Source organism: Streptomyces sp. NPDC030814 (assembly GCF_055572155.1).
Genome location: NZ_JBVIDX010000003.1, coordinates 341,980 through 358,201, shown reverse-complemented (window position 1 = coordinate 358,201; position 16,222 = coordinate 341,980). Strand labels below are relative to the sequence as shown.

The 16,222-nt window shown below is 69.8% G+C and carries 13 protein-coding genes; 1 reads left to right on the top strand and 12 read right to left on the bottom strand.

Going from position 1 to position 16,222, the window contains the following annotated elements; genetic code table 11:
- Positions 1-314: 314 nt before the first annotated feature.
- Positions 315-3,458, top strand: a complete 3,144-nt coding sequence (gene ileS, locus ACZ43N_RS08440; RefSeq protein WP_468095943.1) for an isoleucine--tRNA ligase — start codon at positions 315-317, stop codon at positions 3,456-3,458.
- A gap of 210 nt (positions 3,459-3,668) precedes the next feature.
- Here the strand turns inward: ileS and ACZ43N_RS08435 are convergent, their stop codons facing one another.
- From ACZ43N_RS08435 to ACZ43N_RS08380, 12 genes are all read right to left on the bottom strand, one after another.
- Positions 3,669-4,862 carry a DivIVA domain-containing protein gene (locus tag ACZ43N_RS08435; RefSeq protein WP_468095942.1) on the bottom strand — a complete coding sequence of 398 codons (1,194 nt, stop codon included), beginning with the start codon at positions 4,860-4,862 and terminating at the stop codon, positions 3,669-3,671.
- A 46-nt stretch (positions 4,863-4,908) separates the two neighbouring features.
- Positions 4,909-5,205: a YggT family protein gene (locus ACZ43N_RS08430; RefSeq protein WP_055538813.1), complete on the bottom strand. Its 297-nt coding sequence runs from the start codon at positions 5,203-5,205 to the stop codon at positions 4,909-4,911.
- Between the two features lie 60 nt (positions 5,206-5,265).
- Positions 5,266-5,907: a cell division protein SepF gene (locus ACZ43N_RS08425; RefSeq protein WP_123544041.1), complete on the bottom strand. Its 642-nt coding sequence runs from the start codon at positions 5,905-5,907 to the stop codon at positions 5,266-5,268.
- A 129-nt stretch (positions 5,908-6,036) separates the two neighbouring features.
- Positions 6,037-6,756 (bottom strand): YggS family pyridoxal phosphate-dependent enzyme, encoded by a 720-nt coding sequence (locus tag ACZ43N_RS08420; RefSeq protein ID WP_468095941.1) that lies wholly within the window; start codon positions 6,754-6,756, stop codon positions 6,037-6,039.
- 5 nt (positions 6,757-6,761) lie between these two features.
- On the bottom strand, positions 6,762-7,493 hold the full coding sequence (gene pgeF, locus ACZ43N_RS08415) for a peptidoglycan editing factor PgeF (protein WP_468095940.1): 732 nt from the start codon (positions 7,491-7,493) through the stop codon (positions 6,762-6,764).
- Positions 7,490-8,683 (bottom strand): cell division protein FtsZ, encoded by a 1,194-nt coding sequence (gene ftsZ, locus ACZ43N_RS08410; RefSeq protein WP_468095939.1) that lies wholly within the window; start codon positions 8,681-8,683, stop codon positions 7,490-7,492. The genes pgeF and ftsZ overlap by 4 nt, the downstream gene beginning before the upstream one ends.
- Before the next feature lie 279 nt (positions 8,684-8,962).
- Positions 8,963-9,766, bottom strand: a complete 804-nt coding sequence (locus ACZ43N_RS08405) for a cell division protein FtsQ/DivIB (RefSeq protein WP_468095938.1) — start codon at positions 9,764-9,766, stop codon at positions 8,963-8,965.
- Between the two features lie 24 nt (positions 9,767-9,790).
- On the bottom strand, positions 9,791-10,879 hold the full coding sequence (gene murG, locus ACZ43N_RS08400; protein ID WP_055521865.1) for an undecaprenyldiphospho-muramoylpentapeptide beta-N-acetylglucosaminyltransferase: 1,089 nt from the start codon (positions 10,877-10,879) through the stop codon (positions 9,791-9,793).
- Positions 10,880-10,912: 33 nt separating this feature from the next.
- The gene (ftsW, locus tag ACZ43N_RS08395) at positions 10,913-12,232 is read right to left on the bottom strand and encodes a putative lipid II flippase FtsW (RefSeq protein ID WP_468095937.1); all 1,320 of its coding nucleotides are present in this window, start codon (positions 12,230-12,232) and stop codon (positions 10,913-10,915) included.
- Positions 12,233-12,326: 94 nt separating this feature from the next.
- A complete protein-coding gene (murD, locus tag ACZ43N_RS08390) occupies positions 12,327-13,754 on the bottom strand; it encodes a UDP-N-acetylmuramoyl-L-alanine--D-glutamate ligase (RefSeq protein WP_468095936.1) in 1,428 nt (475 codons plus the stop codon).
- Positions 13,736-14,809, bottom strand: coding sequence for a phospho-N-acetylmuramoyl-pentapeptide-transferase (mraY, locus tag ACZ43N_RS08385; protein WP_468095935.1), 1,074 nt, complete (start codon positions 14,807-14,809; stop codon positions 13,736-13,738). The genes murD and mraY overlap by 19 nt, the downstream gene beginning before the upstream one ends.
- Positions 14,806-16,221: a UDP-N-acetylmuramoyl-tripeptide--D-alanyl-D-alanine ligase gene (locus ACZ43N_RS08380; RefSeq protein ID WP_468095934.1), complete on the bottom strand. Its 1,416-nt coding sequence runs from the start codon at positions 16,219-16,221 to the stop codon at positions 14,806-14,808. Before ACZ43N_RS08380 ends, mraY begins: the two co-directional genes overlap by 4 nt.
- Position 16,222: the final 1 nt, after the last annotated feature.

Genomic DNA, 16,222 nt, shown 5'->3' with positions numbered 1-16,222 from the left:
CTGGGCGCAGCGAAAAGCGTGGATGGGGACGAGTAGCGCCGTACGCAGCCAAGAGCGACCCGGGGACGGTGGAAGCCCGGGGGCGAGCGCGACGTGAAGATCACCCCGGAGCCGCCGGAAGAAAGCCGAGACCCCTGGGGCGCGGCGAGTAGACCCGGCATCGCGACCTCAATGAGGGGGCTCGTCGAGGCGTACGACGCACAGACGGGCCAAGGAGGGTGGTACCGCGGGAGCGCGCCGCACACGGCGTACAAAGGATGAAGGCTCTCGTCCCTCCGACGGAAGGCAGCAAGTCCGTTGGAGGAAGCTCGCTCATGACAGAGCCGACGTACCGCCAGGTGCCCGCCCAGGTCGACCTGCCCGCGCTCGAGCACGCGGTGCTCGACTTCTGGCGCGAGCAGAAGATCTTCGCCAAGAGCCTGGAGCAGTCCGAGGGGCGCCCCGAGTGGGTGTTCTACGAGGGCCCGCCCACGGCCAACGGCATGCCGGGCGCCCACCACATCGAGGCCCGCGTCTTCAAGGACGTCTTCCCCCGCTTCCGCACCATGCGCGGCTACCACGTGGCCCGCAAGGCGGGCTGGGACTGCCACGGCCTGCCGGTGGAGCTGGCGGTCGAGAAGGAGCTCGGCTTCAACGGCAAGAAGGACATCGAGGCGTACGGCATCGCCGAGTTCAATGCCAAGTGCCGTGAGTCCGTGCTCCGCCACACCGACGCGTTCTCCGACCTGACGACCCGCATGGGCTACTGGGTCGACCTCGACGACGCGTACGTGACCATGGAGCCCGAGTACATCGAGTCCGTCTGGTGGTCGCTGAAGGAGATCTTCAACAAGGGCCTGCTGGTCCAGGACCACCGGGTGGCTCCCTGGTGCCCCCGCTGCGGCACCGGGCTCTCGGACCACGAGCTGGCGCAGGGCTACGAGACGGTCGTCGACCCCTCGGTGTACGTCCGTTTCCCGCTCACCTCCGGTCCGCTCGCGGGCGAGGCCGCGCTCCTGGTGTGGACGACCACGCCGTGGACGCTGGTGTCCAACACCGCGGTCGCCGCCCACCCCGACGTCACCTATGTGGTCGCCACGGACGGCACGGAGAAACTCGTCGTCGCCGAGCCGCTCGTCGCCAAGGCGCTCGGCGAGGGCTGGGAGACCACCGGCCAGTCCTTCACCGGCGCCGAGATGGAGCGCTGGACCTATCAACGTCCCTTCGAGCTCGTGGAGTTCCCCGAGCCCGCCCACTTCGTGGTGAACGCCGAATACGTGACGACCGAGGACGGCACGGGTCTGGTCCACCAGTCCCCCGCCTTCGGTGAGGACGACCTCAAGGTGTGCCGCGCGTACGGCCTGCCGGTGATCAACCCGGTCCGCCCGGACGGCACGTTCGAGGAGGACGTCCCGCTGGTCGGCGGCGTCTTCTTCAAGAAGGCGGACGAAAAGCTCACCGAGGACCTCCAGACCCGGGGCCTGCTCTTCAAGCACATCCCGTACGAGCACAGCTACCCGCACTGCTGGCGCTGCCACACCGCGCTCCTGTACTACGCGCAGCCGTCCTGGTACATCCGCACCACCGCCGTCAAGGACCGTCTCCTCCAGGAGAACGAGAAGACCAACTGGTTCCCGGACACGGTCAAGCACGGCCGCTTCGGCGACTGGCTGAACAACAACATCGACTGGGCACTGTCCCGCAACCGCTACTGGGGCACCCCGCTGCCGATCTGGCGCTGCGAGGAGGGCCACCTCACCTGCGTGGGCTCCCGCGAGGAGCTGAGCCGGCTCTCCGGCACCGACCAGTCGGAGCTGGACCCGCACCGACCGTTCATCGACGCGGTCACCTTCACCTGCCCCGAGGACGGCTGCGGCAGCACCGCCACGCGCGTCCCGGAGGTCATCGACGCCTGGTACGACTCGGGCTCGATGCCGTTCGCGCAGTGGGGCTACCCGTACAAGAACAAGGAACTCTTCGAGAGCCGCTACCCGGCCCAGTTCATCAGCGAGGCCATCGACCAGACCCGGGGCTGGTTCTACACGCTGATGGCGGTCGGCACGCTGGTCTTCGACAGGTCCAGTTACGAGAACGTCGTGTGCCTCGGCCACATCCTCGCCGAGGACGGCCGCAAGATGTCCAAGCACCTGGGCAACATCCTGCAGCCGATCCCGCTCATGGACCAGCACGGCGCCGACGCGGTCCGCTGGTTCATGGCGGCCGGCGGATCCCCCTGGGCGGCCCGCCGCGTCGGCCACGGCACGATCCAGGAGGTCGTGCGCAAGACCCTCCTCACGTACTGGAACACGGTCGCCTTCCAGGCCCTGTACGCCCGTACGTCGAACTGGGCGCCGTCCGACGCGGACCCGGCCCCCGCCGACCGCCCCGTCCTGGACCGCTGGCTGCTGAGCGAGCTGCACGCGCTGGTCGACCAGGTGACGCAGTCCCTGGAGGCGTACGACACCCAGCGCGCCGGCAAGCTGCTCTCGGCGTTCGTGGACGACCTGTCGAACTGGTACGTCCGCCGCTCGCGCCGTCGCTTCTGGCAGGGCGACAAGGCCGCGCTGCGCACACTGCACGAGGTCGTCGAGACGGTCACCAAGCTGATGGCCCCGCTGACCCCGTTCATCACCGAGCGGGTCTGGCAGGACCTGATCGTGCCGGTGTCCCCGGGCGCTCCTGAGTCCGTGCACCTGGCGTCCTGGCCGGAGGCGGAACTCACCGCCATCGACCCGGAGCTGTCGAAGCAGATGGTGCTCGTCCGCCGTCTCGTCGAGCTGGGTCGTGCCACGCGCGCGGAATCGGGCGTCAAGACCCGCCAGCCGCTGTCCCGCGCCCTGGTGGCAGCCACCGGGTTCGACTCCCTGGACCGCGAGCTGCACACCCAGATCACGGAAGAGCTGAACGTGAGTTCGCTCGCCTCGCTGAGCGAGGTCGGCGGCAGCCTGGTGGACACCACCGCCAAGGCGAACTTCCGTGCCCTCGGCAAGCGCTTCGGCAAGCGCGTCCAGGACGTGGCCAAGGCCGTCGCGAACGCGGACGCCGCCGCACTCTCCCTCGCCCTGCGTGAGGGCACGGCGTCGGTGGAGGTCGACGGCGAGAGGATCAGCCTGGCGCCGGACGAGGTGATCATCACGGAGACCCCGCGCGAGGGCTGGTCGGTCGCCTCCGACTCGGGTGCGACGGTGGCCCTGGACCTGGAGATCACGGAGGAGCTCCGCCGGGCGGGCCTCGCCCGTGACGCGATCCGTCTGATCCAGGAGGCCCGCAAGAACAGTGGCCTCGACGTCGCCGACCGCATCGCGCTGCGCTGGACGGCGACCGATGAGGCGGTGACCGCCGCGCTCACCGAGCACGCCGGTCTGATCGCCGACGAGGTCCTCGCGACGGACTTCGCCTCCGGCGACGCCGACGACAGCTACGGCGCCCCGTTCACGGACGAGGCCCTGACCCTGACGTTCCGCCTCCGCAAGGCGTGACGCCGCCCCTCCAGTCGAGGCCGAAGGCCCGGCGACACCGCACACGTGGTGCCGCCGGGCCTTCGGCGTCGTGACCATAGGACATCCGCCCCACCTCCGAACAACCAGACCAAAAACCGAACGCGCGCAGCACAAGGGCGGGGCCCCGGATCGAAGAGATCCGGGGCCCCGCCCTGAACGCTGCCGACGCCTACGGCGTACCCGTGATGATCAGTTGTCGTCCTCGTCGATGAGGAACCCACGCATCGGCGAGGGAGCCTGCCCCATCGGCGACGGGCCCTGCGGCCGGACCGGAGCCATCGGCTGGGTCATGGCCGGAGACATCTGCTGCTGACCGCCGTAGGAGGGCGCGGCCGGCGCCGGGGCGCCACCCATACCCTGACCGCCGTACGACGGCGCGCTCGCACCGGCCGGAGCCATGGACGGCGCCGGGGACGGCGGCAGCGACGCGGTCGCCGGGGTGCGCGGCGGGGCCAGCGAGTCGTCCGCCTGGGTCTCCAGCTGACGCAGCTGCGACTCCAGGTAGGACTTCAGACGCGTGCGGTACTCGCGCTCGAAGCCGCGCAGGTCCTCGACCTTGCGCTCCAGCGTGGCGCGGGCGGACTCCAGGGAGCCCATCGCGACACGGTGCTTCTCCTGCGCGTCCCGCTCCAGGGCGTCGGCCTTGGCACGGGCGTCCCGCTCCAGACCCTCGGCGCGGCTACGGGCCTCGCCGACGATCTTGTTGGCCTCGGAACGGGCCTCGGCGATCGCCTGGTCGGCGGTCTGCTGGGCCAGCGAGAGCACACGCGCGGCGCTGTCGCCGCCCGGGCCCTGACCGGGGCCGCCCATCGGACCGCCCATGGGGCCGCCCATCGGGCCACCCATCTGCTGCTGCATGGGCGGCTGGCCGCCCATCGGGCCCTGCCCCATCTGGGGCTGACCCATGGGACCCTGACCCATCGGGCCCTGGCCCATCGGCCCCTGACCCATCGGTCCGGGACCCTGCTGCCCCTGGCCACCGGGGCCGGCGGGCAGCTGCGGAGCACCGCTCGGCAGCTGGGGCGGGCCACCCATGGGGCCCCCCATCTGCTGCGGCGGGCCCGATATCCCAGCGGGTACGGGAGCGCCAGGACCTCGCATGCCCTGCTGCTGCATACCGCCCTGCTGCATGCCACCCTGCTGCATGCCACCCTGCTGCTGGTCCTGCGGCTCGGGAGGCTTGCGCATGTTCTGCTGATTCTGGGCAGCAGCGCGCGTGGCCGCGGCGAGCTTGGCACGCAGGTCCTCGTTCTCACGAAGCAGGCGCGTCAGTTCGGCTTCGACCTCATCGAGGAAGGCATCGACCTCGTCCTCGTCATAGCCTTCTCGGAGGCGGACGGTCGTGAACTGCTTGTTCCGCACGTCCTCGGGGGTCAACGGCATCTCTTCACCTCAACGTAGTCGTCGGCATTCGGCAAGACCGCATCTCTCACACCGTCCCCATCCCGCTGGCCACTACCGTGCGCAGGATAAAAACGATGATCATCAGCACGAAGAAGGACAGGTCGAGCGCCACGCCCCCGAGACGCAGCGGCGGAATGAACCGCCGCAGAAGCTTGAGCGGTGGATCAGTGACAGTGTAGGTGGCCTCCAGAACGACCACCATCGCCTTGCCGGGTTGCCATGAGCGGGCGAACTGGAAGACGTAGTCCATGACCAACCGGAAGATCAGCACGATGAAGAACACCGTCAGCGCGATGTAGAGGATCGTCAAGACCACGCTCATGTCCGGTGTTTCCCTCTCCCCATTCCGTGCTGCCTGTACTGCTGTTTCCGGTGGTGCGTCTCAGCTCTGGTTGAAGAACCCGCCCTCTGCGATGCGGGCCTTGTCCTCCGCCGTGACATCGACGTTAGCAGGCGACAACAGGAACACCTTCTGCGTCACCCGCTCGATGCTGCCGTGAAGACCAAACACCAAACCGGCCGCAAAGTCGACAAGTCGCTTCGCGTCTGTGTCGTCCATCTCAGTCAGATTCATGATCACGGGGGTGCCCTCACGGAAGTGTTCCCCGATGGTACGGGCCTCGTTGTAGGTCCGCGGGTGCAACGTCGTGATCCGGTACGGCTCTCGTTCGGACACGACCTTGGGCATGATCACCGGTGCGTTCTTCTCCAGACTGGAACGGTCTTGTGTGATGGATGCCACGGGCGCGATCCGGGCGGGTCGCACCGATTCCGCGGGAAGCGAAGTGGCGTGCGCCACCGGCTCGCGCTGCGCCGGAGGCTGCACCACTCGCACCGATTCATCCCTTTGGGGCTGATGTGACTGGTGTGACTGGTGCACCGGCTCATGGCGCCGGTGGTCCCGCTCGGGCTCGGGGTCGAGCTCGGGCTCGAAGTCGTCATCGGGGTCGAATCCCCTGCCGTCGTACCCATCGTCCTCCACGAGGCCGAGGTAGACCGCCATCTTGCGCATCGCGCCGGCCATGCTCTGAGTCCTCCGCTCTGTGGTGGATCGACTGACGACTTCCCAAGTGCCCGCGATCCACGAGGTCGTTGCGCCCGCCTCTCGGCGGAATGACCATATTTTCTGCTGTGGTCCGACTTCTTGGCGACGTTACCCGAGCCTGGGACGGACTCCGAGTACCGCAGTGCCGACGCGCACATGTGTCGCTCCGGCCGCCACGGCCTCCTCGAGATCCGCACTCATCCCTGCCGAGACCATGTTCGCAGCCGGATGAGCGCGGCGCAGGTGGGTCGACAAATCCATCAACCGCTCGAAGGCCGCGCGCGGGCGCCCCGCGTACTCGCCGGTGAGCGGCGCTACGGTCATCAGACCATCGAGCCGCAGCCCCGGGGAGTCCGCCACGAGGGCGGCCAAGCCTTCGATTCCGTCCGGCCCGACACCACCGCGCGCCCCCCGGCCGCCCTCGTCCGCGTCGAGGGCGACCTGGATGAGGCACCCCACCTCACGTCCGGCCCGGACCGCCTCCTTCGACAGCGAGGTGACGAGCCGGGAACGATCGACGGACTGTACGAGATCCGCATAACGCACTACAGAACGGACCTTGTTCGTCTGCAATTGCCCCACGAAATGCCACACAAGGGACAGATCCGAGCACTCGGCCGCCTTGGGCGCCGCGTCCTGGTCCTTGTTCTCGGCGACATGACGCACACCGAGTTCCGACAGGATCCGCACATCGCTCGCGGGATACGTCTTGGTGACCACGATCAGGGTCACCTCTGCACGCTTGCGCCCCGCGGCCACGCACGCCGCCGCGATGCGGTCCTCCACCTTCGCCAGGTTCGCGGCGAGTTGTGCCTTACGGTCGGTCATGCCCCTCAGTCCAGCCAGACATATCCCGCGAGTCGCCCTGTGGTGCGGTCGCGGCGGTACGAGAAGTGGTCGCGCGACTCCAGCGTGCACACCGGCGACTGCTCCCGGTCATGCACCCCCAGTCGCTCCAGCTGGGAGTGCACTCCGGCGCTCACATCCACGGAGGGCGTGCCCCAACTGGTCTCGGCGTACGCCGTCGGCTCCACGGCGGCCACGTCGGCGCGCATCGCTTCGGGCACCTCGTAGCAGCGGCCGCAGACGGTGGGGCCGGTGCGGGCGACGATCCGCGCGGGGTCGGCGCCGAGTTCGATCATGGCTTTGACGGCGGCGGGGACGACCCCGGCGACCATCCCGGGCCGGCCGGCGTGGGCGGCGGCCGCGACCCCGGCGACGGGGTCGGCCAGCAGCACGGGCACGCAGTCGGCGGTGAGCACCGCGAGCGCGAGACCGCGCCCGGTGGTGACGATCGCGTCGACGGACGGGATGTCGACGGCGGAGCCCCACGGTCCGTCGACCACCGCCACGTCCGCGCCGTGCACCTGGTTCATCCAGACGACCCGGCCGGGATCCAGGCCCAGCGACTTCGCGGCCAGCTCCCTGTTGGTCGTCACGGCGTCGGCATCGTCCCCGACCGCCCCGCCGAGATTGAGCTGCTCATACGGAGCGGCGCTCACCCCGCCCCACCTGTCGGTGAAGGCGAAGTGCGCGCCGCTCACGTTCTCGCGCTGTCCTATCACTTGAGGAAGTCCGGTACGTCCAACTCCTCCGCCGCGCTGTCCGTGTAGGACCGGGACGGCGGGACCGGCGGGGCGACGGGCACCTCGCTCACCGGCTCCGGGGCGGCGGGCACCGGCTCCTCCTTCGGCTTGACGCTGCCGAGAGAGCCGAAGGACGGACGGGTTTCGGAGGCCCGCGCCGGCGCGGGCTCGTCACGCTTGGCCGCTGTCGAGCCGAGGATGTTGTCCCGCTTGGCCGGGGGCTGTCCGCCGTCGAAGCCGGCCGCGATGACCGTGACGCGGACCTCGTCGCCGAGGGCGTCGTCGATGACCGCGCCGAAGATGATGTTGGCCTCGGGGTGGGCGGCTTCGCTGACCAGCTGGGCGGCCTCGTTGATCTCGAAGAGACCGAGGTCGGAGCCACCGGAGATGGAGAGCAGGACACCGCGGGCGCCGTCGATGGAGGCCTCCAGCAGCGGCGAGGAGATCGCCATCTCGGCGGCGGCCACCGCGCGGTCGTCGCCGCGGGCCGAGCCGATGCCCATGAGGGCGGAGCCGGCCTCGGACATGACGGACTTGACGTCCGCGAAGTCGAGGTTGATCAGGCCCGGTGTGGTGATGAGGTCGGTGATGCCCTGGACACCGGAGAGCAGGACCTGGTCGGCCGACTTGAAGGCGTCGAGCACCGAGACCTGGCGGTCCGAGATGGACAGCAGCCGGTCGTTCGGGATGACGATGAGGGTGTCGACCTCTTCGCGGAGCTCGGCGATGCCGTCCTCGGCCTGGTTGGCGCGGCGGCGGCCCTCGAAGGTGAAGGGGCGGGTGACCACGCCGATGGTGAGGGCGCCGAGCGAGCGGGCGATGTTGGCCACGACGGGCGCGCCGCCGGTACCGGTGCCGCCGCCCTCGCCGGCCGTCACGAAGACCATGTCGGCCCCCTTGAGGACCTCCTCGATCTCCTCGCGGTGGTCCTCGGCGGCCTTGCGGCCGACCGCCGGGTTGGCGCCGGCGCCGAGTCCGCGGGTGAGTTCACGGCCGACGTCGAGCTTGACGTCGGCGTCGCTCATCAACAGAGCTTGCGCGTCGGTGTTGATGGCGATGAACTCGACGCCCTTGAGACCGACCTCGATCATCCGGTTGATGGCATTGACACCACCGCCGCCGACACCGATGACTTTGATGACTGCGAGGTAGTTCTGCGGTGCTGCCACGTCGAAGGCCTCTCGCCTCGAGTTACGTGTCGCCGCCTCGCGGGGTACCCGCGATCCGACGACTGATGCCGAAGTGGGACGGTCCGAACGCCGACCCGAACCCTAACGCTGAAGTTTAGGGTTACCAGTGTGTCTGTTCCTTGGACTCTTCCGAACAGGACACTAAGTCGACAAGTGGCGCACGTTCAACGAACACGCCGAACCTCCCGTTTTTCTTTTCACCCTATGTGATCAGCCGTAGCGGTGCCCAACCAGGGTGCTGGCCTGCACGGATACCCGTCAACTCCCTGATGACGCAGGCGCCGTGGGAACACTCACGTCGAAGTGCCCGGCGTCGGGGGCGGCTTCCAGCAGAGCACTGAGCGCGCGCGCCTTCGCGCGCCCCTCCTCCGCGCTCCCCCAGGCGACGGTACGGTCCCCGCTCAACTCCAACGAGATGGAGTCGTAGGAACGAACCGTGACGACCCGGGTCTCGGGCGCGACCGCGGCCGGAATGTCACCCGCCACCCGCACCGCCTCGCGCACCAGCCGGTCCTCACCGAACCGCCGCAGACTGGCCGCCGAGGATCCCGGGCGGAACAGCGCCAATTCCAGGACGGGAACACCCTTCGGGGCACGCGAAACGGTGGCGAAGCGAACACCCTTCGCATCCACTTCGACGTACTTGCCCGAATTTCCGGCGGCCTCGACAATCAGGACCGGGGTGCGTTCGGTGACTTTCAGGCCGATTCCGCGAGGCCAGGAACGAATGACCTCAACCGAGTCGATTCGGGGCAATTTCCTCAGCAATCGTGACTCGATCGCCTCGGTGTCCACGGAAATCAGCGGATCCCCGAGGGGCACCTCGGCGGCCCCGCGCACCTGCGCCTCGGTCAGCACCCGGGTACCCGACACGGAGACCCGCTCGGCCCGCAGCCACGACGACCCGTACAGGGCCCACACCGAGACCCCGCCGAGCAGCACCAGGACGACCGCGACAGCGATCAGCGTTCGCGGGCCGGGCAGCCGCCGCCGGCGCCCCGGAAGCGGGCCGGAGTCCAGATCGTCGTCCGCGCCGCGTTCGGCGGTGGTCGGTCCGGCCACGCTCCCCTGCCTTCTGCCGCGCCCCTAGCGGCGCGACGCGATCGCCTCGTACACCATCCCGACGAGCAGGTCGTCGGCGTCCCGGCGGCCGAACTCGCTGGCGGCGCGGGACATCTCGTACAGCCGGTGCGGGTCGGCGAGCACGGGCAGGACGTTCTGCTGGACCCACTGGGGGGTCAGCTCCGCGTCGTCGACCAGCAGTCCGCCGCCGGCCTTGACCACCGGCTGGGCGTTCAGCCGCTGTTCGCCGTTGCCGATGGGCAGCGGGACGTAGGCGGCGGGGAGCCCGACGGCGGAGAGCTCGGCGACGGTCATCGCGCCCGCGCGGCAGAGCATCATGTCGGCCGCGGCGTACGCGAGGTCCATCCGGTCCACGTACGGTACCGGGATGTACGGGGGCATCCCCGGCATCTGGTGCACCTGCGGCAGTTCGTTCTTCGGACCGACCGCGTGCAGGATCTGGATCCCGGCCTGCTGGAGGTAGGGCGCGACCTGCTGGACCACCTCGTTGAGGCGGCGGGCGCCCTGCGAGCCGCCGGAGACCAGCAGCGTCGGCAGGTTCGGGTCGAGGCCGAACAGGGCGCGGGCCTCGGGGCGCGCCGCGGCGCGGTCGAGGGTGGCGATGGAGCGGCGCAGCGGGATGCCGATGTAGCGGGAGTCGCGCAGCTTGCTGTCCGGGGTGGAGACGGCCACCTGGGCGGCGTACCGGGAGCCGATCTTGTTGGCGAGGCCGGGGCGGGCGTTGGCCTCGTGGACGACGATCGGCACCCCGAGGCGCTTGGCGGCGAGGTAGCCGGGCAGGGCGACGTAGCCGCCGAAGCCGACGACGCAGTCCGCCTTGGTGCGCTCCAGGATCTGCTCGGTCGCCTTGATCGTGCCGCGCAGCCGGCCGGGCACGGTGATCAGCTCGGGCGTGGGCTTGCGTGGCAGGGGTACGGCGGGGATCAGCGCGAGTTCGTAGCCGCGCTCGGGGACGAGGCGTGTCTCAAGGCCGCGCTCCGTGCCCAGGGCCGTGATGCCCACGGTCGGGTCCTGCCTGCGCAGGGCGTCCGCGAGGGCGAGCGCGGGCTCGATGTGACCGGCGGTTCCGCCACCGGCGAGGACGACATGCACCGAAATTCACCGCTCTCCGGACGAACGCGCCGTTCAGGCACGCCGTCGCATCGTGTTCCATCTCCCGGGCCGCCCCGAAGGGCCGCCGCCCCGCTTTCTACCAAAGCGAGGTTGCCGCATCGCAAGCGCCGCCCGCGCAGCGGGCTCGTCGCGTGCGAAGGCGATCAGCAGCCCGATGGCGAACATGGTCGGCAGCAGGGCCGAACCCCCGTAGGAGAACAGCGGGAGCGGGACTCCGGCGATCGGCAGCAGACCGAGCACCGCACCGATGTTGATCACCGCCTGAGCGGTGATCCAGGTGGTCACGCCTCCCGCGGCATACCTGACGAAGGGGTCCTCCGTGCGTCCGGCCACGCGGATACCCGCATAGCCTAGAGCCGCGAAGAGGGCGAGCACCGACAGCGTCCCCGCGAGACCCAGTTCCTCACCGGTGACGGCGAAGATGAAGTCGGTGTGCGCTTCCGGGAGTTGGCCCCATTTTTCCACACTGGCACCGAGCCCGGAGCCGAAGATTCCGCCCGAGGCGAGAGCGTAGATGCCGTGCACGGCCTGCCAGCAGGTGTCCCCCTGCCCCGGTTCCGTGGCACCGATGCACGCGAGTCGGGCCATACGGTTCTCACTGGTCCTGATCAGGACGAAGCCGATCAGCCCGGCGACGGACAGCACGCCCACGAACAGCCTGGTCGGCGCCCCGGCCAGCCACAGCAGGCCGAACAGGATGGCCGTGAGGATGATCGCGGTGCCCATGTCGCCGCCGAGCATGATCAGCCCGAGGAGCGTGAACGCCACCGGGACCAGCGGGACCAGCATGTGCTTCCACTGGGTCAGCAGCCGCTTGTCCTCCTTGCGGGCGAGCAGATCGGCTCCCCACAGCACCAGCGCCAGCTTGCCGAACTCGCTGGGCTGGATCTGGAACGAGCCGCCGACGGCGATCCAGTTCTGGTTGCCGTTGATCGACTGCCCTATCACCTGTACCAGGGCCATCATGAAGACGCAGCCGGCCAGGATCGGGTACGCGAGGGCCCGGTGCAGCTTCACGGGCATCCGTGAGGCCACCAGGAGCAGAAGGCCGCCGATCGCGGCCGCGAGGAACTGCTTGCGGAAGAAGAAGGTCCCCGGCAACGACATCTGCAGTGCCTTGATCTGCGAGGCCGAGTAGACCATCACCAGCCCCAGCACGGTGATCAGCAGGCTGCCGCCGAGGATCAGGTAGTACGCGGTGAGCGGACGGTCCCAGGCCCGCCGCGCCCGCGTGTGGAGGCGGCGTACGGGATTCTCGCGCGACGGGCGCGGGACGGGAGGCCGGCGGGCGGGGCGCTGGACGGGAGGGCGCCCGGTACGGCTACTGGGCATCGGGGGCGCCCTTCCCGCGGCGCACCGACCACATCCGTGTCACGCGTTCCCTCCCAGGTTCGCCCAGCTCCGCCGCCAGGCACGGGCGGGCCGGTCAGCCGTCCGCGGCGGCGAGTTCGCGCACTGCCTGCGCGAACGCGTCCCCGCGCCTGTTGTAGTTGACGAACATGTCCATCGACGCGCAGGCCGGCGCCAGCAGCACCGTGTCGCCCGCCCGGGCGAGCGCCCGTGCCTCGCGGACCGCCGCGAGCATCGCCCCAGTGTCTGTCCGGTCGAGGTCCACCACCGGCACTTCCGGGGCGTGTCGCGCGAGCGCTTCGCGGATCAGCGCGCGGTCCGCGCCGATCAGTACGACGCCCCTCAGCCGCTTCGCCGCCCCGGCGACGAGCTCGTCGAAGGTGGCGCCCTTGGCGAGTCCGCCCGCGATCCACACGATCGACTCGTAGGCCGCCAACGAGGCCTGCGCGGCGTGCGTGTTGGTGGCCTTGGAGTCGTCGATGTACGTGACGCCGTCCACGTCGGCCACGTGCGCGATGCGGTGCGCGTCCGGGGTGAAGGCCCGCAGGCCGTCCCGTACGGCCCTGGCGGGCACGCCGAAGGCGCGGGCGAGGGCGGCCGCGGCGAGGGCGTTGGCGATGTTGTGCGGGGCCGGCGGGTCGATGTCGGAGACCTCGGCGAGTTCCTGGGCGTTCTTCTGCCGGTTCTCGACGAACGCGCGGTCGACCAGGATGCCCTCCACGACGCCGAGTTGCGACGGGCCCGGGGTGCCGAGCGTGAACCCGACGGCCCGGCAGCCCTCTTCGACGTCCGCTTCCCGCACCAGGTCCTCGGTGGCCTTGTCGGCCACGTTGTAGACACAGGCGACCCGGTTGCCCTCGTAGACGCGGCCCTTGTCCTTGGCGTACGCCTCCATGGAGCCGTGCCAGTCGAGGTGGTCGGGGGCGAGGTTCAGGACGGCGGCGGAGTGGGCGCGCAGCGAGGGCGCCCAGTGGAGCTGGTAGCTGGACAGCTCCACGGCCAGTACGTCGTACTGTTCGTCGCCGAGGACGACGTCCAGCAGCGAGACCCCGATGTTGCCGACGGCCGCCGTGCGCAGCCCGGCGGCCTTCAGGATCGAGGCGAGCATCTGGACGGTCGTGGTCTTGCCGTTGGTGCCCGTGACGGCCAGCCAGGGCGCCGCGTCCGGGCCGCGGAGGCGCCAGGCCAGCTCGACGTCGCCCCAGATCTCCAGGCCCGCCTCGCGGGCGGCGGCGAACAGCGGCTTGTCGGGCTTCCAGCCGGGCGCGGTGACGACCAGGTCGGTGCCCTCCGGCAGGGTGGCGCCGTCACCGAGGCGCACGGTGATGCCGAGCGCCTCCAGGTCGGCGGCCTGGGCCCGGGCGCGTTCGTCGTCGCCGTCGTTGACGACCGTGACGGCGGCGCCGAGGCCGTGCAGGACCTTGGCCGCGGGGATGCCGGAGACGCCGAGCCCGGCGACGGTGACGTGCTTGCCCTGCCAGTCGGTCACTTGTCCGCCGCCCATCCCGCGTAGAACAGGCCCAGTCCGACGATCACGCAGATGCCCTGGATGATCCAGAAGCGGACCACCACGAGGACCTCGGACCAGCCCTTGAGCTCGAAGTGGTGCTGGAGCGGTGCCATGCGGAAGACGCGCTTGCCGGTGAGCTTGAACGAGCCGACCTGGATGACGACCGACATGGTGATGAGGACGAACAGACCGCCGAGGAGCGCGAGGAGCAGCTCGGTGCGGGAGCAGATCGCGAGTCCGGCGAGCGCGCCGCCGAGGGCGAGCGAACCGGTGTCACCCATGAAGATCTTCGCGGGCGAGGTGTTCCACCACAGGAAGCCGAGGCAGGCTCCCATCAGCGCGGAGGCGACGATCGCGAGGTCGAGGGGATCCCGTACCTCGTAGCAGGCTTCCGGGTTGGTCAGGGTCAGCGTGTTGGCGCAGGACTCCTGGAACTGCCACACGCCGATGAAGGTGTACGCGCCGAACACGAGCACCGAGGCACCGGTGGCGAGACCGTCCAGACCGTCGGTGAGGTTCACGCCGTTCGACATCGCGAGGATCATGAACAGCGCCCAGATCACGAACAGCACGGGGCCGATGGACCAGCCGAAGTCCTGCACGAAGGAGAGCTTGGTGGAGGCCGGCGTCTGGTCGCGGGCGTCCGGGAACTGCAGCGCGAGGACCGCGAAGGCGATACCGACGATCAGCTGGCCGGCCATCTTGGCCTTGGCGCGCAGACCCAGCGAGCGACGCTTGACGATCTTGATGTAGTCGTCGAGGAAGCCGACGAGGCCCATGCCGCCCATCAGGCCGAGCACCAGCAGACCGGAGAAGGTCGGCGGCTGGCCCGTGATGACCTTGGCCAGGAAGTACGCAGCGATCGTCGCCAGGATGAAGGCGATACCACCCATGGTCGGCGTACCGCGCTTGCTGGCGTGCTCGCGCGGGCCGTCGTCACGGATGTACTGGCCGTAGCCCTTGCGGGCCAGCAGCTTGATCAGCAGCGGGGTGCCGACCAGGGTCAGGAAGAGACCGATGACTCCTGCGAACAGGATCTGCTTCATCATCGCGCGGCAACCTCACCCTCGTTGCCGCCGTCGAGCAGCGCCTGCGCCACACTCTCGAGCCCGACCGACCGGGACGCCTTCACGAGTACGACGTCCCCCGGGCGCAACTGACTGCGCAACAGGTCGATCGCCGCCTGTGCGTCGGACACGTGCACCGACTCCTCACCCCACGAACCCTCGTTGTATGCGCCCAGTTGCAGCCAGGAGGCCTCCCTGCCCCCGACGGCGACGAGCTTGCCGACATTGAGCCGGACGGCGAGCCGTCCGACCGCGTCGTGCTCGGCGAGCGATTCGTCCCCGAGCTCGGCCATCTTGCCGAGCACCGCCCAGGTCCGCCGCCCCTTGCCCATGGCTGCGAGCGCGCGCAGAGCGGCCCGCATGGACTCGGGGTTCGCGTTGTAGGCGTCGTTGACGACCGTCACGCCGTCCGGGCGCTCGGTGACCTCCATCCGCCAACGGGAGAGGGAGCCCGCCTCGGAGAGCGCGGTGGCGATCTCTTCCGCGGACATGCCCAGCTCATGGGCGACGGCGGCCGCGGCGAGCGCGTTCGACACGTGGTGCTCACCGTACAGGCGCATGGTCACATCACTTGCACCGGAGGGTGTGTGAAGGCGGAACGAGGGCTGTCCCGCGTCCGTGAGCCGTACGTTCTCTGCGCGTACGTCCGCTTCGTCGGACTCTCCGAAGAGGACCACCTTGGCCTTGGTGCGGGAGGCCATGGCGCGCACGAGGGGGTCGTCGGCGTTGAGGATCGCGGCGCCGCCCTCGGCGGCGGGCGGCAGGGCCTCCACCAACTCGCCCTTGGCCTGTGCGATCTGCTCCCGGCCGCCGAACTCGCCGATGTGGGCTGTGCCGACGTTGAGCACGAGGCCGACCTTCGGTGGGGTCAGGCCGGTGAGGTAGCGGATGTGGCCGATGCCGCGGGCGCCCATCTCCAGGACGAGGAAACGGGTTTCCTCGGTGGCGCTGAGCGCGGTGAGGGGCAGCCCGATCTCGTTGTTGAGGGAGCCGGGCGTGAACACGGTCGGCGCCTTGCGCCTGAGCACCTGGGCGATCAGGTCCTTGGTGCTGGTCTTGCCCGCGGATCCGGTGAGGGCGACGAGGGTGGTGCCGAGTTCGCGCACCACATGGCGGGCGAGGGCACCGAGCGCCGCCTGGACGTCGGCCACGACGATCGCGGGTACGCCGACGGGGCGGGACGCCAGCACCGCTGCCGCGCCCGCCTCGACGACCGCGGCGGCGAAGTCGTGGCCGTCCACGCGCTCGCCCGCGAAGGCGACGAAGAGGCTGCCGGGCTCCACTTCACGGGAGTCCCGGACGACGGGTCCGGTGACCTGGACCGACGGATCCGGTATGTCGTGCGTCTGCCCGCCGACGACTTCTGCGATCTCGGCGAGAGAGAGGGCGATCACA

What these genes read in the sequence shown, in the direction of transcription:
- ileS (WP_468095943.1), top strand. Translation starts at nt 315, where the DNA reads ATGACAGAGCCGACGTACCGCCAGGTGCCCGCCCAGGTCGACCTGCCC.
- ACZ43N_RS08435 (WP_468095942.1), bottom strand. Translation starts at nt 4,862, where the DNA reads ATGCCGTTGACCCCCGAGGACGTGCGGAACAAGCAGTTCACGACCGTC.
- ACZ43N_RS08430 (WP_055538813.1), bottom strand. Translation starts at nt 5,205, where the DNA reads ATGAGCGTGGTCTTGACGATCCTCTACATCGCGCTGACGGTGTTCTTC.
- ACZ43N_RS08425 (WP_123544041.1), bottom strand. Translation starts at nt 5,907, where the DNA reads ATGGCCGGCGCGATGCGCAAGATGGCGGTCTACCTCGGCCTCGTGGAG.
- ACZ43N_RS08420 (WP_468095941.1), bottom strand. Translation starts at nt 6,756, where the DNA reads ATGACCGACCGTAAGGCACAACTCGCCGCGAACCTGGCGAAGGTGGAG.
- ftsW (WP_468095937.1), bottom strand. Translation starts at nt 12,232, where the DNA reads ATGCCCAGTAGCCGTACCGGGCGCCCTCCCGTCCAGCGCCCCGCCCGC.
- murD (WP_468095936.1), bottom strand. Translation starts at nt 13,754, where the DNA reads ATGGGCGGCGGACAAGTGACCGACTGGCAGGGCAAGCACGTCACCGTC.
- mraY (WP_468095935.1), bottom strand. Translation starts at nt 14,809, where the DNA reads ATGATGAAGCAGATCCTGTTCGCAGGAGTCATCGGTCTCTTCCTGACC.